Origin of the sequence: Brevundimonas naejangsanensis DSM 23858, from assembly GCF_000421705.1 — a bacterium.
Lineage (GTDB): Bacteria > Pseudomonadota > Alphaproteobacteria > Caulobacterales > Caulobacteraceae > Brevundimonas > Brevundimonas naejangsanensis.
Genome location: NZ_ATXN01000006.1, coordinates 1 through 25,836, shown reverse-complemented (window position 1 = coordinate 25,836; position 25,836 = coordinate 1). Strand labels below are relative to the sequence as shown.

26 protein-coding genes are annotated in these 25,836 nt (G+C 66.9%); 19 read left to right on the top strand and 7 right to left on the bottom strand.

The annotated features are described in order from the left end of the window. Position 1 precedes the first annotated feature (1 nt). The 10 genes from H556_RS0112455 (at position 2) to H556_RS0112410 (ending at position 9,346) form a co-directional block, all read left to right on the top strand. Complete coding sequence (locus tag H556_RS0112455; protein WP_024354749.1) at positions 2 to 676, top strand: FliH/SctL family protein; 675 nt, start codon at positions 2 to 4, stop codon at positions 674 to 676. After that, complete coding sequence (gene fliN / locus H556_RS0112450) at positions 676 to 1,008, top strand: flagellar motor switch protein FliN (RefSeq protein ID WP_024354748.1); 333 nt, start codon at positions 676 to 678, stop codon at positions 1,006 to 1,008. The genes H556_RS0112455 and fliN overlap by 1 nt, the downstream gene beginning before the upstream one ends. A 41-nt stretch (positions 1,009 to 1,049) precedes the next feature. Beyond that, a complete protein-coding gene (gene flbD, locus H556_RS0112445) occupies positions 1,050 to 2,459 on the top strand; it encodes a sigma-54-dependent transcriptional regulator FlbD (protein WP_024354747.1) in 1,410 nt (469 codons plus the stop codon). Positions 2,460 to 2,463: 4 nt separating this feature from the next. After that, positions 2,464 to 3,363 carry a class A beta-lactamase gene (gene bla, locus H556_RS0112440; RefSeq protein WP_024354746.1) on the top strand — a complete coding sequence of 300 codons (900 nt, stop codon included), beginning with the start codon at positions 2,464 to 2,466 and terminating at the stop codon, positions 3,361 to 3,363. Positions 3,364 to 3,419: 56 nt separating this feature from the next. Beyond that, a complete protein-coding gene (flhA, locus tag H556_RS0112435) occupies positions 3,420 to 5,519 on the top strand; it encodes a flagellar biosynthesis protein FlhA (protein ID WP_024354745.1) in 2,100 nt (699 codons plus the stop codon). Between the two features lie 55 nt (positions 5,520 to 5,574). Then, on the top strand, positions 5,575 to 7,110 hold the full coding sequence (locus H556_RS0112430) for a sensor histidine kinase (RefSeq protein WP_024354744.1): 1,536 nt from the start codon (positions 5,575 to 5,577) through the stop codon (positions 7,108 to 7,110). Continuing rightward, positions 7,107 to 7,529: a response regulator gene (locus H556_RS0112425; protein WP_004370806.1), complete on the top strand. Its 423-nt coding sequence runs from the start codon at positions 7,107 to 7,109 to the stop codon at positions 7,527 to 7,529. The genes H556_RS0112430 and H556_RS0112425 overlap by 4 nt, the downstream gene beginning before the upstream one ends. 3 nt (positions 7,530 to 7,532) lie before the next feature. Further along, positions 7,533 to 8,576, top strand: coding sequence for a sensor histidine kinase (locus tag H556_RS0112420; RefSeq protein WP_024354743.1), 1,044 nt, complete (start codon positions 7,533 to 7,535; stop codon positions 8,574 to 8,576). A 52-nt stretch (positions 8,577 to 8,628) separates the two neighbouring features. Next, the gene (locus H556_RS0112415; protein WP_024354742.1) at positions 8,629 to 9,099 is read left to right on the top strand and encodes an NUDIX domain-containing protein; all 471 of its coding nucleotides are present in this window, start codon (positions 8,629 to 8,631) and stop codon (positions 9,097 to 9,099) included. Positions 9,100 to 9,163: 64 nt separating this feature from the next. Further along, positions 9,164 to 9,346 carry a CsbD family protein gene (locus H556_RS0112410; RefSeq protein WP_024354741.1) on the top strand — a complete coding sequence of 61 codons (183 nt, stop codon included), beginning with the start codon at positions 9,164 to 9,166 and terminating at the stop codon, positions 9,344 to 9,346. Between the two features lie 38 nt (positions 9,347 to 9,384). Here the strand turns inward: H556_RS0112410 and H556_RS0112405 are convergent, their stop codons facing one another. Both H556_RS0112405 and H556_RS0112400 read right to left on the bottom strand, forming a co-directional pair. Further along, complete coding sequence (locus H556_RS0112405; protein ID WP_024354740.1) at positions 9,385 to 10,563, bottom strand: vWA domain-containing protein; 1,179 nt, start codon at positions 10,561 to 10,563, stop codon at positions 9,385 to 9,387. A 21-nt stretch (positions 10,564 to 10,584) separates the two neighbouring features. Further along, the gene (locus H556_RS0112400; RefSeq protein ID WP_024354739.1) at positions 10,585 to 11,112 is read right to left on the bottom strand and encodes a GNAT family N-acetyltransferase; all 528 of its coding nucleotides are present in this window, start codon (positions 11,110 to 11,112) and stop codon (positions 10,585 to 10,587) included. 234 nt (positions 11,113 to 11,346) lie between these two features. On the opposite strand from H556_RS0112400, the gene H556_RS0112395 reads away from it, so the two are divergent. The 5 genes from H556_RS0112395 (at position 11,347) to dxs (ending at position 15,545) form a co-directional block, all read left to right on the top strand. After that, a complete protein-coding gene (locus H556_RS0112395; RefSeq protein ID WP_024354738.1) occupies positions 11,347 to 11,985 on the top strand; it encodes a histidine phosphatase family protein in 639 nt (212 codons plus the stop codon). Positions 11,986 to 12,045: 60 nt separating this feature from the next. Next, a complete protein-coding gene (locus tag H556_RS0112390; RefSeq protein WP_024354737.1) occupies positions 12,046 to 12,303 on the top strand; it encodes an exodeoxyribonuclease VII small subunit in 258 nt (85 codons plus the stop codon). Next, positions 12,303 to 12,659, top strand: a complete 357-nt coding sequence (locus tag H556_RS0112385) for a tRNA-binding protein (protein ID WP_024354736.1) — start codon at positions 12,303 to 12,305, stop codon at positions 12,657 to 12,659. The genes H556_RS0112390 and H556_RS0112385 overlap by 1 nt, the downstream gene beginning before the upstream one ends. 35 nt (positions 12,660 to 12,694) lie before the next feature. Further along, positions 12,695 to 13,567, top strand: a complete 873-nt coding sequence (locus H556_RS0112380; protein WP_155802490.1) for a polyprenyl synthetase family protein — start codon at positions 12,695 to 12,697, stop codon at positions 13,565 to 13,567. 67 nt (positions 13,568 to 13,634) lie between these two features. Further along, positions 13,635 to 15,545 carry a 1-deoxy-D-xylulose-5-phosphate synthase gene (gene dxs, locus H556_RS0112375; protein WP_024354734.1) on the top strand — a complete coding sequence of 637 codons (1,911 nt, stop codon included), beginning with the start codon at positions 13,635 to 13,637 and terminating at the stop codon, positions 15,543 to 15,545. A 328-nt stretch (positions 15,546 to 15,873) separates the two neighbouring features. Here dxs and H556_RS0112370 read toward each other — a convergent pair whose 3' ends face one another. Then, positions 15,874 to 16,653, bottom strand: coding sequence for a PhoH family protein (locus tag H556_RS0112370; RefSeq protein WP_119413691.1), 780 nt, complete (start codon positions 16,651 to 16,653; stop codon positions 15,874 to 15,876). A gap of 299 nt (positions 16,654 to 16,952) precedes the next feature. Here H556_RS0112370 and H556_RS0112365 point away from each other — a divergent pair, with 299 nt between their 5' ends. Together H556_RS0112365 and H556_RS0112360 are read left to right on the top strand one after the other, a co-directional pair. Further along, positions 16,953 to 17,483, top strand: coding sequence for a gamma carbonic anhydrase family protein (locus H556_RS0112365; RefSeq protein WP_024354732.1), 531 nt, complete (start codon positions 16,953 to 16,955; stop codon positions 17,481 to 17,483). A gap of 188 nt (positions 17,484 to 17,671) precedes the next feature. Continuing rightward, the gene (locus tag H556_RS0112360) at positions 17,672 to 18,577 is read left to right on the top strand and encodes a hypothetical protein (protein WP_244093404.1); all 906 of its coding nucleotides are present in this window, start codon (positions 17,672 to 17,674) and stop codon (positions 18,575 to 18,577) included. Positions 18,578 to 18,690: 113 nt separating this feature from the next. On the opposite strand, the gene H556_RS0112355 is transcribed toward H556_RS0112360, so the two are convergent. From H556_RS0112355 to hfaA, 4 genes are all read right to left on the bottom strand, one after another. Then, on the bottom strand, positions 18,691 to 21,576 hold the full coding sequence (locus tag H556_RS0112355; RefSeq protein ID WP_024354730.1) for a M16 family metallopeptidase: 2,886 nt from the start codon (positions 21,574 to 21,576) through the stop codon (positions 18,691 to 18,693). Positions 21,577 to 21,714: 138 nt separating this feature from the next. After that, the gene (hfaD, locus tag H556_RS0112350) at positions 21,715 to 22,968 is read right to left on the bottom strand and encodes a holdfast anchor protein HfaD (protein WP_024354729.1); all 1,254 of its coding nucleotides are present in this window, start codon (positions 22,966 to 22,968) and stop codon (positions 21,715 to 21,717) included. Beyond that, the gene (gene hfaB / locus H556_RS0112345) at positions 22,895 to 23,917 is read right to left on the bottom strand and encodes a holdfast anchoring protein HfaB (protein ID WP_024354728.1); all 1,023 of its coding nucleotides are present in this window, start codon (positions 23,915 to 23,917) and stop codon (positions 22,895 to 22,897) included. Before hfaB ends, hfaD begins: the two co-directional genes overlap by 74 nt. Then, entirely contained in the window at positions 23,914 to 24,333 is a 420-nt protein-coding gene (gene hfaA, locus H556_RS0112340) for a holdfast anchoring protein HfaA (protein ID WP_035303056.1), read from the bottom strand. Before hfaA ends, hfaB begins: the two co-directional genes overlap by 4 nt. A 143-nt stretch (positions 24,334 to 24,476) precedes the next feature. Between hfaA and H556_RS0112335 the strand changes: the two genes are divergently transcribed. Both H556_RS0112335 and H556_RS0112330 read left to right on the top strand, forming a co-directional pair. Further along, positions 24,477 to 25,145: a rhomboid family intramembrane serine protease gene (locus H556_RS0112335; protein WP_029673610.1), complete on the top strand. Its 669-nt coding sequence runs from the start codon at positions 24,477 to 24,479 to the stop codon at positions 25,143 to 25,145. Between the two features lie 70 nt (positions 25,146 to 25,215). After that, positions 25,216 to 25,644: a CBS domain-containing protein gene (locus H556_RS0112330; protein ID WP_024354725.1), complete on the top strand. Its 429-nt coding sequence runs from the start codon at positions 25,216 to 25,218 to the stop codon at positions 25,642 to 25,644. Positions 25,645 to 25,836: the final 192 nt, after the last annotated feature.

Genomic DNA, 25,836 nt, shown 5'->3' with positions numbered 1-25,836 from the left:
CATGACCGCCCTGCCTTCCAACGCCGTCCCCTTCGCCTTCGACACCGAGTTCGGGGCTGACGGCGCCGTGCTGCGCGCCTCGACCTGGCAGCCGACCAAGCGGTCCTTCGCCCCCGCCGAGGTCGACGCCCTGGTGGCACAGGCGCGGCTGGAGGCCCGCCAGCAGGCGTTGAACGAGGTCGAGGCCCTGCGCGCCGACGCCCTGTCCATCGTGGCGCAGACGGTGTCCCAGGCGGCGACTGCCCTGCGCGGCGTGGCCGAGGCGCACCGCCGCGAGTCCGCCGAACTGGCGCTGGCCGCCGCGCGTGTGATCGGTTCGGCCGCCTTCGAACGCTTCCCGCATCGTCCGCTGGAGGCCGCCATCGAGTCTCTGGGGCAGGAGATGGACGCCACGCCGCGCCTTGTCGTCCGCGCCTCGGGGCTGGACGAGGACGGCCGCGCTCAGATCGAGGCTTTGTGCGCTCAGGCGGGTTTTTCAGGGCTGGTGGTGTTCCGCGACGAACCGCATCTGCCCGCCGCCGCCTTCGCCCTGGAATGGGCTGACGGGCGCGCCGAGTTCGACCCGGCCGAAGCTGAAGCGCGCGTCGTTGCGGCGCTCAACGCCGCATTGGCCGCCGAAGCCGGCCACGCTGAGCCGCCCCTTGAAGGCGGCGCCCATGACAGGAGGGGCTTCTGATGGCCACCGACGATCTCTCGCTTGAGGAATTCGGCGATTCCACCGCCTTGAATCTGGCCGATGACGGCGGCGAGAAGTCCGCTGTCGATCTGGCGCCTGTCTTCGACGTGCCGGTCAACATCTCGGCCGTATTGGGCAAGGCGCACATGTCGGTCGCCCAGCTGCTGAAGCTGAACAAGGGCTCGGTGCTGGAGCTGGACCGCAAGGTCGGCGAGGCGATCGACATCTTCGTCAACAACCGTCTGGTGGCGCGCGGCGAGGTCGTCGTCGTCGAGGATCGTCTGGGCGTGACCATGACGGAAATCATCAAGACCGAGGACAAGGGCGCCTGATCGGCCGCCTCGTCACGGACAGGATTTGAAGGAGTAGGGCGATGCGTCTTCTGGTGGTGGGTCGTTTAAGCGGCCAACTGGCGACGGCGGTGAAGATGGCCATGGCGCACGGCGCCAAGGTCCAGCACGTCGAGCGCGCCGATCAGGCGACCGAGCAACTGCGCCGGGGGCAGGGCGCGGACCTGCTGATGGTCGACTACCGCATCGACATCGCGGCCCTGATCGCCGCCAACGACGCCGAGCGAATCCATGTGCCGGTCGTGGCCTGCGGCGTCGACGCTGACGCCAAGGAAGCGGCCGACGCCATCCGCGCCGGGGCCAAGGAGTTCATCCCCCTGCCGCCCGAGGCGGACCTGATCGCCGCCGTCCTGTCGGCGGTGGCGGATGACGAGCGGCCGATGATCTCGGCTGATCCGGCGATGAAGTCGGTCATCCAACTGGCCGATCAGGTTGCGCGTTCGGAAGCCTCCATCCTGATCACCGGCGAAAGCGGCGTCGGCAAGGAGGTGATGGCCCGCTATCTGCACAGCAGCTCGCGCCGTGCGGACAAGGCCTTCATCAGCGTCAACTGCGCCGCCATCCCGGATAACCTGCTGGAATCCGAGCTGTTCGGTCACGAGAAGGGGGCCTTTACCGGCGCCGTGGCGCGCCGGATCGGCAAGTTCGAGGAAGCCGACGGCGGCACGCTTCTGCTGGATGAAATCTCCGAGATGGACGCCCGCCTTCAGGCCAAGCTGCTGCGCGCCATCCAGGAGCGGGTGATCGACCGCGTCGGCGGCTCCAAGCCGGTGCCCGTCAACATCCGCATCATCGCCACCTCTAACCGCGACCTGGCCAAGTCGGTGGCCGAGGGGACGTTCCGCGAAGACCTGCTGTACCGGCTGAACGTCGTGAACCTGCGCCTGCCGTCTTTGCGCGAACGCCCCGGCGACATCGCCGTGCTGGCCGACCACTTCGTCAAGAAATACGCCGCCGCCAACGGCGTGCCGCCGCGCGCCATCGGCCCTGAGGCCAGACGCGCCCTGGTCGCTCACCGCTGGCCCGGCAACGTGCGCGAGCTGGAAAACGCCATGCACCGCGCGGTGTTGTTGGCGTCCGGGTCCGAGATCGACGTCGACGCCATCCGCCTGCCGGACGGACGCCCGTTGCTGGGCGGGGAGGGAGCCTCCACCCCCGCCGCCTCGACCTATGACGCCGGCGTGGCCGGTCAGGCGGCTCAGGCCGCCGACGCCGTGACCCGCAGCTTTGTCGGCCAGACCGTGGCCGAGATGGAGAAGACGCTGATTCTGGACACGCTCAGCCACTGCCTGGGCAACCGCACCCATGCGGCGACGATCCTGGGCATCTCCATCCGCACCCTGCGCAACAAGCTGAACGAATACGCCGATCAGGGCACGCCGATCCCGGCGCCCCAGTCGGGCGTGGCGGCCGCCTACGGCGCGGCGGGCTGATCCGGTGCGCGCCGACCGTCGCACCCTGCTGATCGGCGCGGGCGCCCTGACGCTTGGGGGCACGGCCTTGGGTGCCTGTGCGCGAGCGACAGAGCCTGCGACGGCCAAGCCCGTCGTTCTCGATCTCGACCTGTCGGCGCTGGAAGCCCGCCACGGCGGCCGTCTGGGCGTCTCGGTCCTGACCGAAGGCAAGCGCGCCGACTGGCGCGGCGACGAGCGGTTTGTCTATTGCTCGACCTTCAAGATGTATCTGGCCGCCGCCACCCTGTTGCGCGTTCAGGCGGGGCAGGAGCGGCTGGACCGGGCGATCCCGGTGACGCAGGCCGACATGATCAGCCACGCCCCGGTGACGGAGCCGGCCGTCGGTTCGACCCTGACCATCGAGCAACTGATGAAGGGCGCTGTCGAAGTCAGCGACAACCCCGCCGCCAACATCCTGATCCGCGAAATGGGCGGGCTGGAGCCCTTGCGCGCCTTCTATCGCGGCATCGGCGATGAGACGACCCGCGTGGATCGGTTGGAGCCTGAACTGAACCGGGCGGACGGCGACAAGGACACCATCCAGCCTGCGCAGTCGGCCCGCAATATCGAGCGGCTGATCCTGTCGGAGGACTCGCCGCTCGAGTCGGCTTTCAAGCGGTTGCTTCTGGAATGGATGGTGGCGTCGCCGACGGGGCAGGCGCGCCTGAAGGCGGGCGTTCCTTCCGGCTGGACCGTCGCGCACAAGACCGGCACGGGCGGCGACGGTCCGGTGAATGACATCGGCGTGCTGTATCCGACCGACGGCGAGCCCATCGCCATCGCCGTCTATTTCCACGCCACGAAGGATTCGACCGACGCCCAGCGCGAGGCGGTGGTCGCCGATGCGACGCGGCAGGCGCTCAAGGCGCTGGGGCATGGCTGACATGGATGAGATCTGGCGAATCCTGTCATCAGGCGACATGACCTTCGCACGTCGTCATGGCTGACGCGCCGTTCCTGATGAAGGACGGCATGGCGCGCCCCACGGGGCGTGATGCGATGGGCTGGCTGTTGCGTGGCGAAGTCGGCATGGCGGTCGGCGTCATCGGCGTCATCATGCTGCTGATCCTGCCGGTCCCGAAGATGCTTCTGGATCTGCTGCTGGCGATTTCGCTTGTCTCGAGCGTGCTGATCCTGATGACGGCCGTGATGATGAAGCGGCCGCTGGACTTCGCCATCTTCCCGACCGTGCTGCTGGTCTCGACCCTTTACCGCCTGGGGCTGAATCTGGCCTCGACGCGGCTGATCCTCAGCAACGGCCAGGAAGGCCACGACAGCGCGGGCAAGATCATCCAGGCCTTCGGCGAACTGATGATGGGGGGCAACTTCATCATCGGGGTGATCATCTTCGCCATCCTGCTGGTGGTGAACTTCGTCGTCATCACCAAGGGCGCGACCCGCATCGCCGAGGTCTCGGCCCGCTTCACCCTGGACTCCATGCCGGGCAAGCAGATGGCCATCGACGCCGACCTGTCGTCCGGCCTGATCAATGAGGAACAGGCCAAGCTGCGTCGCAAGGAGCTGGAGCAGGAATCCACCTTCTTCGGCGCCATGGACGGCGCCTCGAAGTTCGTGCGCGGCGATGCGGTCGCGGGCCTGATCATCACCTTCATCAACGTCATCGGCGGCCTGCTGATCGGGGTGCTGCAGCACGGCATGCCGGCCATGGAGGCCGCCAACACCTATGTGCAGCTGACGGTCGGCGACGGTCTGGTGACGCAGATTCCGGCCATTATCGTTTCGGTCGCGGCGGGTTTCCTCGTGACCAAGGCCGGGGTCGAGGGTTCGGCCGACAAGGCCTTCGCGGCCCAACTGGCGACCAACCCGGTGTCGCTGGGGGTGGTGTCCGGCACGGCGGGCCTGATCGGCCTGATCCCGGGGATGCCGCTGCTGCCGTTCGCGGGACTGGCGCTGGCGACGGGCTTCATGGCGTGGAAACTCGGCCGCGACCGGTTGAAGCCTCCGCCCGCCGAGCCGGTGGACCTCAAACCACGGGAGGATGTCGAGGAGCCGATCTCCACCGCCCTGACCATCGACGAGGTGAAGATCGAACTGGGCTACGCCCTGCTGGCTCTGATCAACGATCTGGAGGGGCGGCGCCTGACGGACCAAATCCGCGCCCTGCGCCGATCGCTGGCCCAGGAATACGGCTTCGTCATGCCCAGCGTGCGCATCCTCGACAACATGCGCCTGCCCAATCAGGGCTACGCCATCCGCATCAAGGAGATGGACGCCGGATCGGGCGAGGTGCGTCTGTCCTCCCTGATGGCGATGGACCCTGCGGGACGTCAGGTCGAACTGCCCGGCGAACACACGCGCGAACCCGCCTTCGGCCTTCCCGCCACCTGGATCGACGAGTCCCTGCGCGAGGAGGCGACCTTCCGCGGCTACACCATCGTCGACCCCTCGACAGTGCTGACCACGCACCTGACCGAAATCCTCAAGGAGAACATGGCCGAGCTGCTGTCCTACGCCGAGGTGCAGAAGCTGCTGAAGGAGCTGAAGGGCGAGGAGCAGAAGCTGGTCGAGGAGCTGATCCCCTCGGTCGTCACCGTGACGACGCTTCAGCGCGTCTTGCAGTCCTTGCTGCGCGAGAAGGTGTCGATCCGCGACCTGCCCGCCATTCTTGAAGGCCTGGCCGAGGCCGCGCCGCACACCACCAGCGTCTCCACCCTGGTCGAGCACGTCCGCAGCCGTCTGGCGCGTCAGCTGTGCTGGCAGCACAAGGCCGACGACGGCGCCCTGCCCATCGTCACCCTGTCGCCCGAGTGGGAGCAGGCCTTCGCCGACAGTCTGGTCGGTCCCGGCGAAGACAAGCAGCTGGCGATGGCGCCCAGCAAACTTCAGGACTTCATCCGCACCGTGCGCGACGTGTTCGAGCGCGCGGCCATGACGGGCGAGAACCCGGTCCTCCTGACCGGGCCGCAGGTGCGCCCCTACGTCCGCTCCATCATCGAGCGCTTCCGCGGTCAGACGGTGGTGATGAGCCAGAATGAGATTCACCCCAAGGCCCGCCTGCGCACCGTCGGCTCGGTTTAGGCGACTTCACGGTTAATCGCTGGACACCGCGCAGGCGGCGAATATGGTTCCGGCCATGAAACGCATTCGGCCGGCCCTGCGCACCTTCGGAACCTTCCTGCGCACCCCGACCCTCAGTCGCTCCATCATCGCGCTTCTGGCGCTGGCCATCCTGTTGCTGATGGCGGTGAACGCCGCGACCTTCGTCATGATCCAGCGGACGGCGACCTATAACGATACGGTCGACCACAGCCAGCAGGTGCGTCTGGCGGCCAAGGACATGCTGATGCTGCTGACCGAGGCCGAGACGGGTCAGAGAGGCTTCATGCTGACGGCTCGGACCGAATATCTGGGGCTGCACGAGAACGCCGTGGCCAAGCTGCCGGGCGTGGTCGAGCGGATGGAGCAACTGGCGGTCGGCGACCAGGATCAGGCCCGCCGGGTGGCCAAGGTGAAGGGGCTCTATCGCGAGCGTCTGAAACTGATGGCGGACACGATCGAGCTGACGCGAACGGGGCGCATCGGCGAAGCGGTGTCCTTGATCCGTAACGGTCGCGGCAAGTTTCTGATGGACCAGATCCGCGTCGAGCTGTCTGCAGTGGATGCGGTCGAGGCGCAGCGTTTGACGGAAAGGACGCGTCAGTCCGAGCGGGCGCAAACGGTCACGGTCGCAGTCAACGCCCTCGCGGCGGTTCTGGTGCTGATCCTGGCGGGCATCAGCGTCTGGATGGTGCGACGCTATGTGGCCGAGATCGAGGAGGCGCATTTCGAACTCGACCGCGTCAACGCCGGGCTTGAAAACGAGGTCCGTGACCGCACCGCCGAGCTGACCCGCGCCAATGAGGAAATCCAGCGGTTCGCCTATATCGTCAGCCACGATCTGCGCGCGCCCCTTGTCAATGTCATGGGCTACACGTCCGAGCTGGAGCAGGTCAGCAAGGCTCTGGAACAGCAGCTGACCTCGCTGGAGGCGACCCACCCGGAGCTTGTGGACGCTGAGGCGCTGCGTTCAGTGCGCGAGGACGCGCCCGAAGCGGTAGGCTTTATCCGCACCTCGACGGCCAAGATGGACCGGCTGATCAACGCCATCCTGCGCCTGTCGCGCGAGGGGCGCCGCGCCCTTCAGCCCGAGACGCTCGATATGACGGCCATGGTCCGCGCCATCGCTGACACCGTCAGCCATCAGGTCGCCGAAACGGGCGGCGAGATCACGATCAGCGACCTGCCTGCGATGGAGAACGACCGTCTGTCGATCGAGCAGGTCTTCAGCAATCTGATCGACAACGCCGTCAAGTATCAGCAGCCGGGCCGACCGATCCATATCGAGGTCAGCGGCCGGCAGGAGCCGGACGGCTGGGTCTCTTATGCTGTGCGAGATAACGGCCGGGGCGTCTCGCCTCGGGATCATGAACGGATATTCGAGCTGTTCCGGCGCTCGGGCAAGCAGGACACGCCGGGCGAAGGCCTGGGACTGGCGTTCGTACGCAACATCGTTCGCCGGATGGGCGGCGTGATCGACGTCGAATCCGAACTGGGCGAAGGCTCGACTTTTTACCTAAAATTTCCGAAGCGTCTGATTATGCTGGGTGACTATCAAGGAGATCGCCTGTGAGCCACTCGGTGAAGATCGTCATGGTGGAGGACGACCATGGCCACGCCAAGCTCATTGAGAAGAACATCCGGCGGGCGAATATCGCCAACGACATCGTTCATTTCGACCATGGCGATGCGGCGCTGGATTATCTCTTTCAGGAAGAGGTTCGCCGCAGCGGCCCTCTGCTGATCCTTCTGGATCTCAATCTGCCGGACATGTCGGGCACGGATATCCTGGAGCGGGTCAAGGCGGACGAGCGCCTGCGACGCGCCCCGGTGGTGGTGCTGACCACGACGGACGACAAGGGCGAGATCCAGCGCTGCTACGACCTGGGCTGCAACGTCTACATCACCAAGCCGGTCGACTATGAGGCCTTCGCGGGCGCGATCCGTCAGCTGGGCCTGTTCCTTTCCGTCATGCAAGCCCCCGAGATCTGACACGTGGATCAGGTCCAGCCTCCCATACGGCTTCTGTACATCGACGATGATCGCGGCCTGTCGCGCCTGGTCCAGAAGGAACTGGAGCGCCACGGCTATCAGGTCGTCTGCGCGCCCGACGCCGATGCGGGCTATGAGGCGCTCAAGGCGGAAGCCTTCGATGTCTGCGCCCTGGATCACTATATGCCGGGCCGCGAAGGACTGGACGTTCTGCCGGACATCCTGGCCCTGCCGACCCCGCCGCCGGTGGTTTATGTCACCGGTGCGCAGGACGGGCGGATCGCCGTGGCCGCCCTGCGCGCGGGCGCTGCCGACTACGTCATCAAGGACGTGTCCGAGGACTTCACCGCCCTGTTGCGTTCGGCGGTCGAGGACGCCCTGCTGCGTCGCCGTCTGGAGCATGAGAACCAGCGAGCGAACGATGAAGTGCGGCAAGAGCGCGACCGCGCCGAGGCTCTGCTGCGCGAGGTCAATCACCGCGTGGGCAACTCGCTGCAACTGGTCTCCAGCTTCATCTCCCTGCAACTGCGCCAGCTCGCCGACGAAGGCGCGCGGGCCGCTCTGCGCGAGGCTCAGGTCCGCATTGAGGCCGTCGCCCATGTCCACCGCCGCCTCTACACCTCGGCCGATGTCGAACGGGTGCAGATGGATGAATATCTGGCCGGGCTGGTCGAGGAACTGAGCAAGTCGATCGGGCCGGATGGCGATGGGTCGCGCCTGACCCTGCGCGCCGAGCCCCTGAGGGTGACGACGGATCAGGCCGTGTCTCTGGGCGTCATCGTGACCGAACTGGTCACCAACGCCGTCAAATACGCCTATGAGCCCGGCGCGGCAGGCGAAATCCGCATCATCCTGGAACAGGCGGAGGGCGGCGGGCGAGCCCTGCTGACTGTCGAGGACGACGGGCCGGGTCTTGGCGACGGCGCGCCCAAGGGCACCGGCCTGGGCTCCAAGATCATCTCGGCGATGGCCAGCGGCCTGCGCTCGGCCATTGAGGTGGACCCGGCGCATCATGGCGTGCGCGCGCGACTGGCGTTCGACCTCTGAGCGTGCATTTGGGGCTTTCGCCCGGCGGCGCGGCGGGTTTAAGCTCGGTGAAATGAAGCTTCAGTTCGGCACGGCCCGCCCGGGCCTCGACTACATCCACCGCCCCGCTGTTTTCGGCATCGCCGAGCGTGAAGGCCGTCTGGCCTGCGTCCGCGTGGATCGCGGCGAAGGGGTCGTCTATTACGATCTGCCCGGCGGCGCCCTGGATGGCGAGGAGACCGAACAGCAGGCCCTGGTCCGCGAGTTCGCTGAAGAGACCGGCCTGATCATCCAGCCGGTCGACCGCCTGACGGAGGCGGGACAGTATTTCCTCAAGTCTGACGGCACGCCGGTGAACAACGTCGGCGGGGTCTGGGTCGTCAGCGTGACCGGCGCCGACCCCTCGACCAAACAGGAAGCCGACCACGAACTGGTCTGGATGGAGCCGATGCGCGTCCTGTTCAGCCTGCGCCATGAGGCCCACAGCTGGGCCGTAGCCCGCTGGCTGCGCGACCGTCATGCCGCAGCCTCGGAACCGGGTTGAGCAGAAAGGGTTGTTTTCCCTGAGAGGCCGCCAGTCCCGGCGGCCGTCAGACAGGAAGCTCCCCATGGCCGATCACGACCGCATCGAAGGCGCCGCCAAGAACATCGGCGGCAAGATCAAGGAAGCCGCCGGCAAGGTCACCGGCGATGAAAAACTGAAAGCCGAAGGCCGCGCCGATCAGGTCGCGGGCAAGGTCCAGAACGCCGTCGGCGGCGTCAAGGACGCCCTGAAGGGCGACAAGGACTGATTTCGTCTCGACCGCCGCCCTTGCTGGGCGGCGGTTTTTTAGCGCGCCAGCGTCCGCATCGCCCGTTCCAGCCCCTCCAGCGTCAGGGGGAACATGCGGTGCTCCATAACCTCGCCGATCAGGTTCACCGAAGGCGTGTAGGACCAGTGGCGTTCGGGCACGGGGTTCAACCAGACCAACTTGTCCCACTGTTCGCGGGCGCGTTTCAGCCAGACGGCGCCGGCCTCATCGTTCCAGTGCTCGACCGAGCCGCCGGGCATGGTCACTTCATAGGGCGACATGGTCGCGTCGCCCACGAAGATGGCGCGCCAGTCGCCGGGGTATTTGTGGATCAGGTCCCAGGTCGGGATGCGTTCGCTGTGGCGGCGCCGGTTGTCCTTCCACACCCCTTCGTAGAGGCAGTTGTGGAAGTAGAAGAACTCCAGGTTCTTGAACTCGGTCCGCGCGGCTGAGAACAGCTCTTCACATAGCTGGATATGGCCGTCCATCGAGCCGCCGACGTCGAGGAACAGCAGCACCTTGATCGTATTGCGCCGCTCAGGCCGCATCTGGATGTCCAGCCAGCCCTGACGCGCCGTGCCGTCGATGGTGCCGTCGATGTCCAGTTCTTCGGCCGCGCCTTCGCGGGCGAAACGGCGCAGGCGGCGCAGGGCGACCTTGATGTTGCGCGTGCCCAGTTCGACCGTGTCGTCCAGGTTCCTGTATTCGCGCTTTTCCCAGACCTTGACCGCGCGGCCGTGACGGCCCGGGCCGCCGATGCGCACGCCTTCGGGGTTATAGCCGCCGTGGCCGAAGGGGCTGGTTCCGCCCGTGCCGATCCACTTGTTGCCGCCTTGGTGGCGCTCCTTCTGCTCCTCCAGCCGCTGCTTCAGCGTCTCCATCAGCTTGTCGAAACCGCCGAGCGCCTCAATTTGCGCCTTCTCCTCGTCGGTCAGGTATTTTTCGGTCAGCAGCCGCAGCCAGTCCTCGGGGATGTCGGCGGTGATCTCTTCGCCGGGACTGACGCCGTCCAGCCCCTTGAACACCTTGCCGAAGACCTGATCGAAGCGGTCGTAGTGCTTCTCGTCCTTGACCAGGACGGCGCGCGACAGGTGGTAGAAGGCCTCGACGTCGCGGCCGCCGACGCCCTTGTCCATGGCATCCATCAGATGGAGCCATTCCTTGAGCGACACAGGCACCTTGGCCTCGCGCAGGGCGGTGAAGAAGGGCAGCAGCATGGGTTTAAGACTGGCCCCGGCCTAGCCGCGCCGCAAGATGAACTCGTCGTCCATCCAGGCGCCGACCGGATACTGGTACTCGCCCGCCTTCTCGAAGCCATAAGCGGCGTAGAGTTTCTGGGCCTTCAGATTGCCGCTCCAGACGCCGATCCACAGGGGGCCGTCGGTATTGGCCTCCATCCAGTCCAGCGAGATTTTCAGCAGCTTCGTGCCGAGGCCCAGCCCCTGCGCCTGCTTGCCGACATAGAGGCGGCGCAGCTCGGCGTGGCTGGCGCGACCGTCGGGGTGGGGCAGGGTGTTCGGCCCTGCGTTGGCGAAGGCCAGCAGTTCGCCGTCGCGCTCGGCTGCCCACCAGGCGGCGCCCGGCTCGGCCAGCTTGGTGGTGATGGCCTCGGCGTTGAAGCTGGCGTCCAGAAAGGCGGTCAGGTCGGCGACCGGATAGGGAATGCCGAAGCCAGTGACGAAGGTGTCGATGAAGGTCTGGCGTCCCAGCACGGCCAGGGCGGCGGCGTCGTCAGGACGGGCGGGGCGGATCACAGGGTCGCTCATGATCGACGCAATAGCGCCGGGCGGGCGTCGGGTGAAGGCGTGTCGAGACCCGCGTGGCGACATCATCGCAGCCTCGTCACCTTTGCGTGGTTGCAGGGGCGGGCGACGAGGGCTACCACCTTTGTCCAAGGTGCGTCGTCTGCGGCGCACGCCAATGCTCGGATGGGGAGGTTAAGGGACGCCAAGGCCTTGGTTTCACAGGCCGATCCCCGTGCTATGACTTCTCCTGCGCTCATGACTCATTCCGAATCCGCAACTCAGACGCCGGTCGCGGCCGCCCGCTCCGCCGGGGCTGAAGTCGCCTATGGGGCCATTACGCTGGCGCGCCACGGCGAACCGGCGCTGTCGCGCAAATGCATGATCACCTCGGATCAATATCGCGACTGGTGGGGCCGCTATGAGATCGGCGGTCTGCGCGCAGGCCAGACGCCGCCTCAGGCGCTGTTGACGGCGGCCGAAGGAGCGGGGGCCATCTACGCTTCGACACGGCCGCGCGCGCAGGAAACCGCCAGAGCGGTGGCGCCGGATCGCGACGTGCTGGTCGACGCCCTGTTCATCGAAGCGCCCCTGCCGCCGCCGCGTTTTCCCGCCTGGATCAAGCTGTCGCCGCGTTATTGGGGCGTGATCTCGCGGATCTGGTGGCACGCCTTCAATCATCATGAGGGTCAGGAAACCCGCGCCGAGGCCGAGGTCCGCGCCGATCAGGCCGCGCGCGTGTTGATCGCCCGCGCCTCTGAAGGCCATGACGTGCTGGTGCTGGCGCACGGCTATTTCAACCACATGGTCGGCCAGCGGCTGAAGGCGCACGGCTGGCGACTGGCCCATAATCAGGGCTTCAAATACTGGTCCCAGCGCCGTTTCGTGAAGCGCTGACGTCGCGGCCTCAGGAAGGCCGTTGAAGCGGGGCGCGCGCCTCTCTAGGTTGCGCCCATCATGACCGACGCATCCGTTTCCCCCGCCGTGCCCGCCGATCTCAGCTTCGAGGACGCCCTGTCGCGTCTGGAGGGCATCGTTTCGCGCCTGGAATCGGGTCAGGCGCCGCTCGAAGAATCCATCGCCCTGTACGAAGAGGGCGCGCGGCTGAAGGCCCACTGCGAGGACCGGCTGAAGGCCGCCCAGCTGCGGGTCGAGAAGATCGTCGTCGGCGCCGACGGCCAGGCCAAGGGCGTCGAACCGGCCGAGTTCGGCTGATGTCCGCGACCGACCTCGCGCCGCAGATCGGCTTCGACGACTTCATGAAGGTCGACGTGCGCGTCGGCCGGATCATCAAGGCCGAACCTTTCCCCGAGGCGCGCAAGCCCGCCTATAAGCTGACCATCGACTTCGGCGACGCCATCGGCGTCAAGAAGTCCTCGGCTCAGATCACCCATCATTACACCCTGGACCAGTTGGACGGCCGCAAGGTCGCCGCCGTCGTCAACTTCCCGCCGCGCCAGATCGGCCCGGTGATGTCCGAGGTGCTGACCCTCGGCTTCCCGGATGCGGAGGGGAACGTCGTCCTGGTCGGCGTCGATCGCGACCTGCCGCTGGGCGGGAGGCTGTTTTGAAGGTGCTGGCCGCCAACTCGCCCGAGCAGGCTGTCATCGACCGCGTCGCTGAGGTCGCCGATGTCGTCACCGTAGCGCTGGATGAACTGTTGCCGCGCGCCGATGGACCGGAAGTGCGCCTGACCGAGGCCATGCGTTACGCCGCCCTGGGGCCGGGCAAGCGCCTGCGTCCCTTCTTCGCCATTGAGGCGGGCCGGATGCTTGAGGCGGACGACCGCGCCGTCCTGCGCGCCGCCTGCGCGCTGGAATGCGTCCACGCCTATTCGCTGGTGCATGACGATCTGCCGGCGATGGACGATGACGACGTGCGGCGCGGGCGTCCGACCCTGCACATCGCCTATGACGAGGCGACGGCCATTCTGGCGGGCGACGCGCTGCAGACGGCGGCCTTCGACATCATTCTGGACGAGGACACCCACGACGAGGCGGCGGTGCGCTGCGAACTGGCGCGGCGTCTGTCCTTCGCCTCGGGCGCGCGCGGCATGGCGGGCGGCCAGATGATCGACCTGATGGGGGTGCGCGATGATCTGGGCGGGGTGGCCCGGATGCAGCGGCTGAAGACCGGCGCCCTGTTCGCCTACGCCTTCGAGATTCCCCTGATCGTCGCCGACGCCAATGAGGCGGCGTGGCACGCCCTGACCAGCTTCGCCCACGACATCGGTCTGGCCTATCAGATCGTCGACGATGTTCTGGACGCGGAAGGCTCGGCCGAAGAGATGGGCAAGGCCGCAGGCGGCAAGGATGCGGCCCTGGGCAAGACCAACTTCGTCACCCTGTTGGGCGTCGATGCGGCGCGACAGAGGGTCGCGCACCTGGCCGATCAGGCCCGCTCGCACCTTGACCTGTTCGGTCATGAGGCCGAAATCCTCAAGGCCAGCGTGGACTTTGTGCTTAAACGCCGGTCCTGATAGGAAACGCGCCCGCCCTCAGCGGGTTACTGTTTGACGCTCCGTCGTCTGAAGGCCCCCGATCCCTATGCCCAACACCCCGCTTCTCGACACCGTCAAGTTTCCTGCTGACACGCGGGGCTTCGACATTCCCCAGCTGAAACAGCTGGCGGAGGAGGTGCGGGCCGAGACCATCGACGCCGTGTCGGTGACCGGCGGGCACCTGGGCGCGGGTCTGGGCGTGGTCGAACTGACGGTCGCCCTGCACCACGTCTTCGAGACGCCGCAGGACATTCTGATCTGGGACGTCGGCCACCAGTGCTATCCGCACAAGATTCTGACCGGGCGGCGCGACCGGATTCGCACATTGAGACAGGGCGGCGGCCTGTCGGGCTTCACCAAGCGGTCCGAGAGCGAATACGACCCCTTCGGCGCGGCCCACGCCTCGACCTCCATCTCGGCGGCGCTGGGCTTCGCCGCCGCGCGCGACGCCAAGGGCGGGAACAATCGCGTCGTGGCGGTCATCGGCGACGGCTCCATGTCGGCGGGCATGGCCTATGAGGCGATGAACAACGCCGCCGAGGCCACCAGCGGCCAGCTGATGGTCATCCTGAACGACAACGACATGTCAATCGCTCCGCCCGTCGGCGGCATGAGCGCCTATCTGGCCAAACAGGTTTCGGGCGGCGCCTATCAGAATATCCGCAAGGTCGGGAAGAAGTTCGTCGACCACATGCCGCGCCCCTTCCGTGACGCCGCGCGCAAGGCCGAAGAATACGCTCGCGGCATGATCGTCGGCGGCACCCTGTTCGAGGAGCTGGGCTTCTACTACGTCGGGCCGATCGACGGTCACGACATGGAGAATCTGGTCCCCATCCTGAAGAATGCGGCGGCCATCACCGACCGCCCGGTGCTGGTCCACGTCGTCACCCAGAAGGGCAAGGGCTACGCTCCGGCCGAGAGCAGCGCCGACAAGCTGCACGCCGTGGTCAAGTTCGACGTGGTGTCGGGCAAGCAGGCCAAGGCCATCTCCAACGCCCCCAGCTACACCAAGGTGTTCGGGACCGAACTGATCAAGCACGCGCAGGTCGATCCGACTGTCATGGCCGTGACCGCCGCCATGCCGTCGGGCACGGGGCTGGACCTGTTCGGCCAGGCCTTCCCGGATCGCACCTTCGACGTCGGCATCGCCGAACAGCACGCCGTGACCTTCGCCGCCGGTCTGGCCGCTGATGGGATGAAGCCGGTCTGCGCCATCTATTCGACCTTCCTGCAGCGCGGCTATGATCAGGTCGTCCACGATGTGGCGATCCAGTCCCTGCCGGTGCGCTTCGCCATGGACCGCGCCGGTCTGGTGGGCGCGGACGGCGCGACCCACGCCGGGTCGTTCGATATCGGCTATATGGGCGCTCTGCCGGGCATGGTGCTGATGGCGGCGGCCGACGAGGCCGAACTGGCGGCGATGATCTCGACCTCGCTCGCCATTGACGACCGCCCCAGCGCCTTCCGCTATCCGCGCGGCGAGGGCGTCGGCGTCGACATCCCCGAACTGGCCGGCCCGCTGGAGATCGGCAAGGGCCGCATCGTGCGCGAAGGCACGTCGGTCGCCATCCTGTCGCTGGGCACCCGCCTGCAGGAATCGTTGAAGGCGGCCGATATGCTGGCCGCGCGCGGCGTCTCGGCCACCGTCGCCGACGCCCGCTTCGCCAAGCCGCTGGACGCCGATCTGATCCTGCGTCTGGCGCGCGAACATGAGGCGCTGATCACGGTGGAAGAAGGCGCCATGGGCGGCTTCGGCGCCTTCGTGCTGCAACTGCTGGCCGAGAAGGGCGCGCTGGACGGCGGGCTGAAGGTCCGCACCCTTCACCTGCCCGACATCTTCCAGGATCAGGACAAGCCCGAGGTCATGTACGCCCAGGCCGGCCTCAACGCCGAACACATCGCCGCCGCCGCCGTGACGGCGTTGGGCGTCGACGCCAGCCGGGCGGTACGCGCCTGACATAGGCGCAACGCCTCTCCCTCCCCTTCATGGGGAGGGTGGCTGAGCCCGTAGGGCGAAGCCGGGTGGGGGCGGCTTCGCTATTCAGGCGCTGAACTGGGTCGTTTGCACTCGGGGGGCTGAGTTCCGTATCACCAAGCCCTCCCCACCCGGTCGCTCCGCGACCACCCTCCCCATGAAGGGGAGGGAGAAGGGCAGGGATCGCAACGCAATCGGCCATCCCCCCTCGGCGCCTGTGTTAGACTGCGCGCGGGCCGAGGGGAGATTTCAGACGATTCAGACGAATTGGACTCTCTTTTTTCCTTCTCTCGTCAGAGGCGGAAAAGGGTCACAGCACTCCGATCATGCTGGCGACCAGCGGGTGGCGCACGATGTCGCGCTCGGCCAGGCGGACGACTGCGATCTCGGGCACGGCTTCCAGACGGTCGGCGATGTCGGACAGGCCGGAGACCCCCGGCAGCAGGTCGGATTGCTGCGGGTCGCCCGTGACCACCATGGTCGAGTGCCAGCCCAGTCGGGTCAGCAGCATCTTCAGCTGGACGTAGGTGCAGTTCTGCGCCTCATCCACGACGATGAAGGCGTTGTTCAGCGTGCGGCCGCGCATGTAGCCGATGGGGGCGATCTCGATCAGGCCCTCGGCCATCAGCGCCTTGACCCGCTTCATCGACAGACGGTCCGACAGGGCGTCGTAGAGCGGGCGCAGATAGGGGGCCAGCTTGTCTTCCATGTCGCCGGGCAGGAAGCCGATCGATTCCCCGGCCTCGACAGCGGGACGACTCAGGACGATGCGGCCGACCTTGCCCGCCTCCAGCGCCTCGACCGCCTTGGCGACGGCCAGATAGGTCTTGCCCGTGCCTGCCGGGCCCAGCGCCAGCACCAGATTGGCATGGTCGACGGCGTCCATCAGTTCGGCCTGGCCGTCGGACTTGGGCTTCAGCGTCTTCATATAGGCCTGGTCCCGCTCATCATTCGAAGGCAGGGGCGACCAGCCGCCAACGCGGGCGGGCAATCGCCGTACCTTGGCGTCCTGAATGAATTCGGGCGAATCCAGCACGCCTTCGCGCAGCTGACGCTTGATGGCCGATCGTTTGCTCATGGACGCCTCCAGGGCATGAAAAAAGGCGAGCCCGGCTGGGTCTCGCCTTGGTCGTCGGTGGGGGAGGTGGGGGCCGAAGTCGCGCAGCCGTCCCGAACGGTCGCAGGGTCTTCGCCGCAGCAGGTGCGTCGCCGTCCCCGAACTGGTCGCGAACACGCCAAGCGCATTCTCCAGCATCTGACCGGACCGGGCTTGATCCGGCTTCGGATCCGGGGGCGAATGGGGCCTGCCGAATCGCATCAACAGACTGATGCTAACGTGGTTTCTGAAGGGTTAAAGCCTTCATTTTAAGAAGAATAGGCGGTGTGCGGATGAGTGTTTACAGTCTGGGCGACAGCAAGCCTCAGCTTCCAGCGGAAGGCGAATACTGGATTGCGCCCAGTGCGACCGTCCTAGGAAATGTGATTCTGCATCCGGGCGCCAGCATCTGGTTCAACGCTGTGCTGCGCGGCGACAACGACCCCATCGTCATCGGAGCCGACAGCAATATTCAGGACGGCAGCATCCTGCATACCGACCTCGGATCGCCCCTGACGATCGGCGCCGGGGTCACGGTGGGGCATAAGGTGATGCTGCACGGCTGCGAAATCGGCGACAACAGCCTGATCGGCATCGGCGCGGTCGTCCTGAACGGCGCGCGCATAGGTAAGAACTGCCTGATCGGCGCCAACGCCCTGATCACTGAGGGCAAGGTCATTCCCGACAACAGTCTGGTCATGGGCCAGCCCGGCAAGGTGGTGCGGGAATTGGAAGAGGGTCAGATCGAGGGTCTGCGTATGTCGGCGCAGCACTATGTCCAGAACTGGCGGCGCTATGTGACAGACCTGAAGCGGATCGACTGACCGTCGCCCCACAATGGCACGGATCACAATGGGACAGGCGCTGCGACTAACGGGTCGGAACGGCGCAAACTCGCGCATGAGGGGATGAAACAGCCCATTGGCGGACACTCGGAACGGCCCGGCGCTTGCATTGCCTCTGCTGACGATCAATGCAGGAGTCCGATCCCATGCGGATAGGGATTACGAAAATGCTGGCCGGCGCTGTGGCCTTTGTGGGGCTGATGGCGGTTGCTGATGCGGCTGCGGCGCAGTGCGGGCCGTCCAGTTGCCTGCCGCCGCCGCCGCCCACGCCGATCTTGCCTCCGCCGACGCCGATCACCCCGCCGGTGACGCCGCCGGGCGGTGGCTGCGGCCCCAGCGGCTGTCTGCCCCCGCGCCCGCCGGTGACGCCCCCCTGCGGCGGCGGAGGATGCCTGCCGCCTCCGCCCCCTCCGTGCTGCGGCTCTGGCGGCGGCAATGTGAACGTCAACGTCAACGTTAATGCGAACGCCAGCGCCAACGCCTCGGCGCGCGCCTGGGCCGGATCGCGCGCAGCGTCTACGGTGATCGTGGCGGGCGGCGGCGGGGCCTATTTCAACGTCGATCAGCCCTATCCCACCACCATTCAGGGACTGAACGTCCAGGGCGGGATGCAGATGGTGCGGGTGCCCTTCACCGCGTCGCGCCGTATCGAGAAGCAGGTCGTGCTGCAGGCCGTCTGCATCGACGACCGCAATGTGCCGCACCCGGCGTCCCAGGTCGTTCCGGGCCGCGACGTCGCGGACAGCTACGACGGCGAACTGTACCGCTGCCTGGCGGGGACAAAGCTGCAGTGGACTGTCAGCGAGGCGGAAGGCGCGGCCGGCGAAACCACGGCCTGCAACAAGGGCGACGCCCTGTGGCACGGCGCCGGCGGCCGTCTGGAATGCCGTCCTGAAAAGCAGGCGCGTCAGTGTAATGAGCGCTCGCTGCTGCGCCGTTACGGCGCCGGCGTGAAGGTTCTGACCATGATCCGCGAAGAGACCTACACCGAGTATCGCGAGGAGATGGTCGAGGGCGCCGCCTCTACCGGCATGATCATGATGGACGGCGGGGTCGGCGGCCGGGTTTTCTGAACCCGCTGTTCAGCTTGGCGACAGACGCCGGCGTCTAGTCTCAGCCATCGACTCTCCGTCGATAGGCCTAAACGACTGGGCCCCGTTCCTTGCGGAACGGGGCCCTTTCTTCGTTATTGGGCGGCGTTGACCGAGACGACCTCGGCCTTCCACGCCGTATCGGGCTTCAGATACTGGCGCGCGGCCGCCTGAATGTCGGCGGCGGTGAAGGATTCCAGATCGCTGATGTGCGTCTGGATCTGTTCCAGCGTAGCGGGCCTGGCGGCCAGATCCTCCAACTGGCCTAGCCAGTATTCATTGCCCGCCTGGCTGCGGCGCAGGCTTTCGATCACCGGCAGGCGCGCGCGATTCAACTCGTCCTCGCTGACCGGCTTGTCGCGCAGGTCGGCGATGATGGCGTCAACGGCGGAGAAGAAGGCGTCGAACTTCTCGGGCGCCGTGTCGGCGGTGATCGAGATGGAGCCGTAGCCCGTGAACACGTCGGACGACGAGGCGCGGACGCCGGGCGAGTAGGCCAGGGCCTGCTTCTCGCGGATCTCCTCCATGACTCGCAGTTTCAGAACTTCGGCCAGGATGGAGGCCTTGCGCGCTTCGGTCCGGTCGTTGACGGCGTCGGTGGTCGGCCAGGCGACATAGGCCAGACCCTGCTCCGCCGGACCGGCGTGGGTCAGGCGGATCGGCTGGGCCGTCGGCGCCGGGAAGCGGCGCTGGTCCGAACCGGCCAGAGGCTGGGCGGCCGAAGCGCGGGCGGGCAGGGCGGCGAAGGTTGAGGCGACGGAGGCGACTGCGTCCTCGATCTTGACGTCTCCGACCATGACGATGTCGATGGGGCCGGTCGCTAGGCCCTGAACCACGCCCTGCTTCAGTTCATCCAGGGTGAAGGCGGCGATTTCCGCAGGCGAAGGCATGGATTCCCGCTTGTCGCCGCTGGCCAGCAGGCCCGAGGCTTGAAGGCCGAAGGCGCCGCCGGGGGTCGCCATCTGCTGCGCCATGAACTGCGGCAGGACGGCCTTGATCTGTTCGAACGGCGCCGGACGCAGGCCCGGATCGGTCAGATAGGCGGCTAGCACCTGCATCTGCAGTTGCAGATCGGCCGGACGGGTAGCGCCCGACAGCTGATAGGCGTCGCTGTCGATGCTGAAACCAGCGCCATAGATCTTGCCGGTCAGGACCCGGTTCAACTCGTCGGCCGTCAGCTTGCCGAGGCCGCCCGCCGTGAAGACCATCGGGGCCAGGGACTGAGCGGTGAAACGATCGGTCGGCAGGCCCATCTCGCCGATGCCGGTGCGGACCGAAATCAGGATCTGCTGGTCCTTGAAGGTCGTCGGCTTGACGGTCAGGCGCACGCCGTTGGGGAAGGTGACGACCGTGGCGCCGACGGCGGCGACTTCGGTGGTCGAGGCGGGCGTGGCGACGGCGCCGAAGTCGGCGTAGGGCCAATCCAGAGCCGCCTGTTCCGCCGGGGCGGCGACCGGCGTGGCGCGGCTGGCTTCCAGCAGGGTGGTGACGCCGGCCTCGCCTCCTTCGATCGGCTCGGGCGTGACGACCAGCGCCAGGGGCCCCTGACCTTCAAAGGCGCGCTTGACGGCCTCACTGACCTGGGCCGCCTGCAGGTCTTTCACCGTGGCTTCAAACAAGGCGAGGTTGGTGGCGGGCGAGGAAAAGACCTTGTCGTCGTTGACAGCGCCCAACAGGGAGTTCGCCAGGGCGGGCGTGCTGCGTGTGGCTGCGGCCTGCACCACCGTTTCGAGTGCGGCGCGGCTGTTGGCGATCTCGCGATCCAGTTCGATCTGGGACACGCCGAACTGCACCAGGCGGCGTTGTTCCTGTTCGATGGTTTCCAGCGCGCGCTGGATGCCGCCGGGATTGAAGGCGGCCGAGACGCTGGCCAGGTCCAGGGTCTTGAACAGGGTGCCCTGTCCGCCGCCGGCGCCGATAAAGGGCGGGTTGTCCGCGCGGGCCAGTTCGCCCAGACGGCGGTTCAGCACGGCCATGCCCAGGTTCTGCAACAGGGCGTCGCGGCGTTCGGACGCCGTATCGGGATCGAGGTCGGGGTTGCGGATCCAGTTCAGCTGAACCGACGACTGCACGCCCGGCTCGACCAGGATGCGGGTCTCGGGTTGACGCGGGGCGACCTGTCCCAGATCGGGCTCGGGGCCGTCGGCGGCCTTGGGGGTCCAGTCCGAGAAGGTCGCCTTGATCTTGGCTTCCATCTGATCGACGTCGAAGTCCCCGACGGCGATCATGGTGGCCCGTTCGGGGCGGTAGTAGGCCTCGTAGAACTCAACGAAGCGTTCGCGCGGGGCGCTGCGGATGATGCTGAGGTCGCCGATCGGCAGGCGGTTTGACAGGCGCTGGCCCGGCGCCAGCAATGCGATCTGGGCTTTCAGCGAGCGCAGGGCCGGGGTGTTGCGCAGCCGCTCTTCACCCTCGATCACGCCGCGTTCGGAATCGATGTCCTCGGCCTTCATCAGGGCCTCGGAGACCTGTTCGCGCATGATCCGCAGCGAGGTGTCGACCGTCTCGTCGTTGGTGCGCGGCAGCTCCAGCGTATAGGCGGTCTGGTCGAAGCTGGTGAAGGCGTTGGTGTCGGCGCCGAAGGCTAGGCCGAGACGCTCCAGAATCCGCAGCAGCTCGTTCTCGGGCACGTTCGTCGTGCCGTTGAAGGCCATATGCTCCATGAAGTGGGCCAGACCCAACTGGTCTTCGTTCTCCATCAGGGAACCGGCCGCGATCCGCAGGCGCAGCGACGCCTGACCCGGAGGAGTGGCGTTCTTCATGATGGCGTAGCGCATGCCGTTGGGCAGGACGCCGAAACGTACGGCCGCGTCGGCCGGGATGTCGCTGGCCGCCTGAGCCCAAGGCTTGGATGGTTGAGCGTTCTGCGTCGCGACGGCCGAAGGCGGCGTCAAAGCGACGGCAGGGAGGGCCGCGCCGCCCATCAGGGCGAGGCTGGACGCGGCGAGCAGAAGCAGGCGGCGAGGGCGAGGGGATCGCATTCGGTGGTCTCCGCGACGTGCGAGCGGGCGGCCCCCGGGACTGATTGCGGCCCTGCACGTAAGACAGGCGCGAAGCTTCTTCAGCCTCGCGCCTGTTTACGGTGACAAACGAGCTTGACTAGCTCAAGTTACCGAAAGTTAATTTCCCGGTCGTGCGACATAGAAGGTCGCCGTGTTGCCGACGGCGTTGGCGCCGGCGACGACATTGCGGCCCCAACCGTTGACGGTGGCGGTCGCCGTAGCGCGCACGTCGCCTGCGTTGGTCTGGCTGTTGCGGACGTTCAGGTCGCCGCCGCAGGTCGAACAGGCGAAGCCGGTGACGGCGTTGCCCGCCGCATTGGCCCCGACATAGGCGTCGTAGCCGTTCTGGCCGGTGAACCCGGCGCTGGCGGTGACGCCGCCGGTGTTCATCTGGGTGTTGTCGATGCTGACATAGATGTCGTTGTTGCCCGCATGAACCTCATTGCCGACAGCCTCGGCGGTCGAATAGGCGGCGCCGAAGTCGTAGGAGCTGAGCTCGGTGCGCGACAGAACCTCGGCCGAGTTCTGCTGGTCCACGTCGACCAGCAAAGCGCCGCCCTGGTTGTAGAAGGCCGCCTGGTTGGAGGCGGCGCGGCTGCGCGCGGCGATGTCCCAGGCGTTGCCCGCCCACACGCCGGTCCAGGCGGTGACCCCGGCGCCTGAGGCGCTCTGGCTGACTGACAGATCCTGGTGCGAGTTCGGGGTCGAAGTCGCCTGCACGGCATTGGCCGAAGCATGGCTGGTGAAGACCGCCGGGGCCGGGGCGTAGGTGAAACGGGCTTCGTTCTCGGCATAGATCTGACCGGTCGAGTTCTGATCGGCGCGGCCGGTGATGGCGCCGCGCTGGTCGCCCGTGCCGCTGGCGCCCAGGGCGACGGTGTTTCCGATCGCGTCGGCCGAGACGTGGCCGCCGTAGTTCAGGCGGGCGCCGGTTTCCTCGATCCGAGTACGCGCGGTGACGTCGCCATCCAGATTCTGACCGGCGTCCACGTCGATGCCGGTGTTGACGGCGGTCGCGGCCAGATAGTTGCCGCGCGCCTGGGTGACGCTGTTCACATAGCCCGTATCGCCGCGCAGGGTCAGGGAGGTGTCCGCTATCGCGGCGCCCTGCATGTCCTGGGTCGAACGGATGTCGGCGGCGCGGCCTTCGGCGCCGCCGGACAGGGCGTTGCCCATGGCGGCGTTCGACACGGCGACGTTGTCGCTGACGTTGACGACGTTCAGGCGTTGACCGCTGATGACGTCGCCAAGGTTGAGCTGCTCATTCAGGACCAGCCCGCGATCTTGAGCGGAAGCCTCAGCGGCCGCCGCTACGCACAGCGCTGTCGCGGCGATCGTGCCAGCGAGACGGGTCGGCGCGAGTTTGGCCATTGTTCGTGTCCGTGTTTGCGTAAGCGGGATAATAGCCGCCGGTGGCGCCGACAGGGCTGTCGGCCAGCGGGTCGTTGGCGGGGTTGAGGCAGATTTCCGGGCCGGGGGCGCCGTACAGATTGGCCATGAACTCGACCGTGGCGCGTTCGACCAGGGCGCGGACGGCCAGTTGAACCGGCTCCAGGCCGCTGGACCCGGCCGAAATGTCGAAGACGTTGCCGTTCAGGAAGTCGAACACGCCTGCCGACACTTCGCGGCCGACGATCTGCTTCTGATAGGAGACGACATCCACGACTTCGAGGGTGGTGGTCTGCACCAGACGCAGGTCGATCGCGACGTTCATCACAAACACCTTGCCGGTGATCAGGCCCGAGCCGCCGTTCTGTTTCACTTCGCCGCCGGCGACGTCGAAGCCGCCCGAGCGGATGTTGTAGTTCACCTCGGTGATGCCGCCGACCACATAGAAGTCCGAGCCCGGCACCTGACCCGCCAGGATGCGGCGGAAGGCGGCGTCCTGGGCTCCGCCGTTCGGCACGTCGTCGCCGATCAGCTTGTTGTTGGCGTAGCGCAACTCCAGCTCCGACACCGAGGTGTCGTAGCGCTCGACGATGCGGGCGCCGGCCTTGGCCAGGGCGGTGTTCGCCATCAGGGACGCGCCCTGGGTGATCTGGCGACCGCCGTCCGAAGAGATGGAGCCGGTGTAGTCGCTGATCCGGCCCACGGCCATGCGCGGCGAGGGCAGGTTATAGCGGCGCGCATAGTCGGCCAGGCAATAGAGCGCGGTCGAATAGGGCGTCGGGTTTGACGTCACCGGGGCGTTGCCGATCGGCTTGGCGTATTGGCCCGACGGCCCGGCGGAGGTGCTGACGCAACCGCCCAGCAGGGCGGCGGCGGCGGCGACGCAGCCGAGGGCGCGCACAGGCGAGCGGCGGATGGCTGAGATTTTCATGGACGCGGCCCGTTCAGGGTGGTGCCGGCGTTGATGTCGCCGGTGTTGGTCTGGTTGGAGTTGACGACAACCGTGTTGCGGTTGCCCTGGACCACCACATTCAGGTTGTTGCCGATGGCGGTCGAGCCGCCGATGTTGGTCCCGCCGCTCGAGCCGACGCCGCCGTTGAAAATGCTGGACGACGCACTGCTGTCGCTTCGCGAATAGGCGCTGCCGTTCTGCTGGATGATGCCGTCGACGACCAGGCGGTTGCCCTTGGCGTCGCGGGTCGTGCCGCGGCTGGCCTGGGCGGTGGTGTAGCGCGAGGCGCCGTAGCCGGCCTGGAACTGGCCCGCGCCGGCCGAGCCGGTCGACTGCGCGACGGCCGAACCGGCGGGCAGGCCCGCCAGCACGGCGGCGGCGGCCGCAACGGTCATGAGTGTCAGTCTATGAGACGGCATCAGGCGCTCCCGAGAACTTCTGGAAGGGCCCTCGCAATGACCGTGCCAGACCGTATCAGTCTCGGAATGGCGCAAAACGACGCCTTGAGCTGGAATGCGACTGGCCTCATCAAGGACGAATGTCCCAATCTGACGCCCGTTCGCCGCGGCCGCCGCGCGAAAAGATGTTCAACGCGCCCTTCCTGCCCCTGCTGATCGCAGCATCCATGCCGGTGCTCTATTATCTGCAGGAGCGGCTTCCTGATCTGGGGGTGTCGATGGCCTTCGTTCCGGCAAGGCTGTGGGCGGGCGACTGGCAGGGTCTGTTCACCTCCATGCTGCTGCACGGGGGCTGGGCTCATGTGACGATGAATGCGGTGGGCGCCCTGGCCTTCGGCGCACCCGTCGCCCGTCTGATGGAACGCGGACCGGGACCGCTGGTCTTCATCCTCTTCTATATAGCGGCCGGCGTCGTGGCGGCCCTGGGCTATGGCCTGGTGCATCCGCACAGCATGGGGCCGCTGGTCGGCGCGTCGGGCGCGGTCTTCGGCCTGATCGGAGCCGCCACCAGGCTGATGGGCGGGCATGGGCGCGTCCTTCCGCTGTTCCATCCGATGGTGTTGCGCGCTTCGGCGGCCTGGATGGCGGTGAATCTCATTGTGGGTCTGATCGGTCTGGCGCCGGGGGCGGACGGCGCCCGCATCGCCTGGGAGGCGCACGCCATCGGCTTCGTGTTCGGCATTCTCGCCATCGGGCCGATCGGAGGCTGGTTCGCCGCGCGCCGTGATTTGCCTATCGGCGGCGTCTGAGCCAACCTGTCGGTCTTGCGGCCCGCCCGCGACGCGCGGACGACGGCCTGCCCATCAGGAGGAAGTCGCCATGCTGGTCGCCGAGATTCTCAAGGGCAAGGGAGGCGCAGTGTTCACACTGGCGCCGGACGCCAATCTGAATGAAGCCTGCGCCGAGCTCGAGCGCCGTCAGGTGGGGGCCTTGATCGTCTGCGAAGGCGATGGCGTGGTGGGCGTCCTGTCCGAGCGCGACATTGTGCGCGCGATTTCTCGCGACGGGACGCAGGCCCTGGAGCGCCCTGTCTCCCATTATATGACCAGCGAGGTGGTTTTCGCCGATCCGGCCGAGACCGTTGAAGCGTTGATGGCCCGAATGACGGACCGCCGCATCCGCCACCTGCCTGTCCTGCTGGACAAGCGTCTGGCCGGCGTCGTCTCGATCGGCGACGTGGTCAAATGCCAGATCGCCCAGGCTACGCATGAGGCCGAAAGCCTGCGTACCTATATAGCGGCGGGGTAGGGGGCGGCTAAGGCGCTGGGCGACCTGTGCATAAAGGCTCGATCTGTGGATAGATCGGAAAAGCTGGTTTTGCCTATTGCCCTCGAGAAAAGCGCCTCGTATATCGCCGCCTCGCTCGGAGACGGGCTGGCCCAACGGGGCTTCGGAGACTGAGTTTTCGGGGTTTTGGACGGGGCGGGGGTTTGAAAAAGT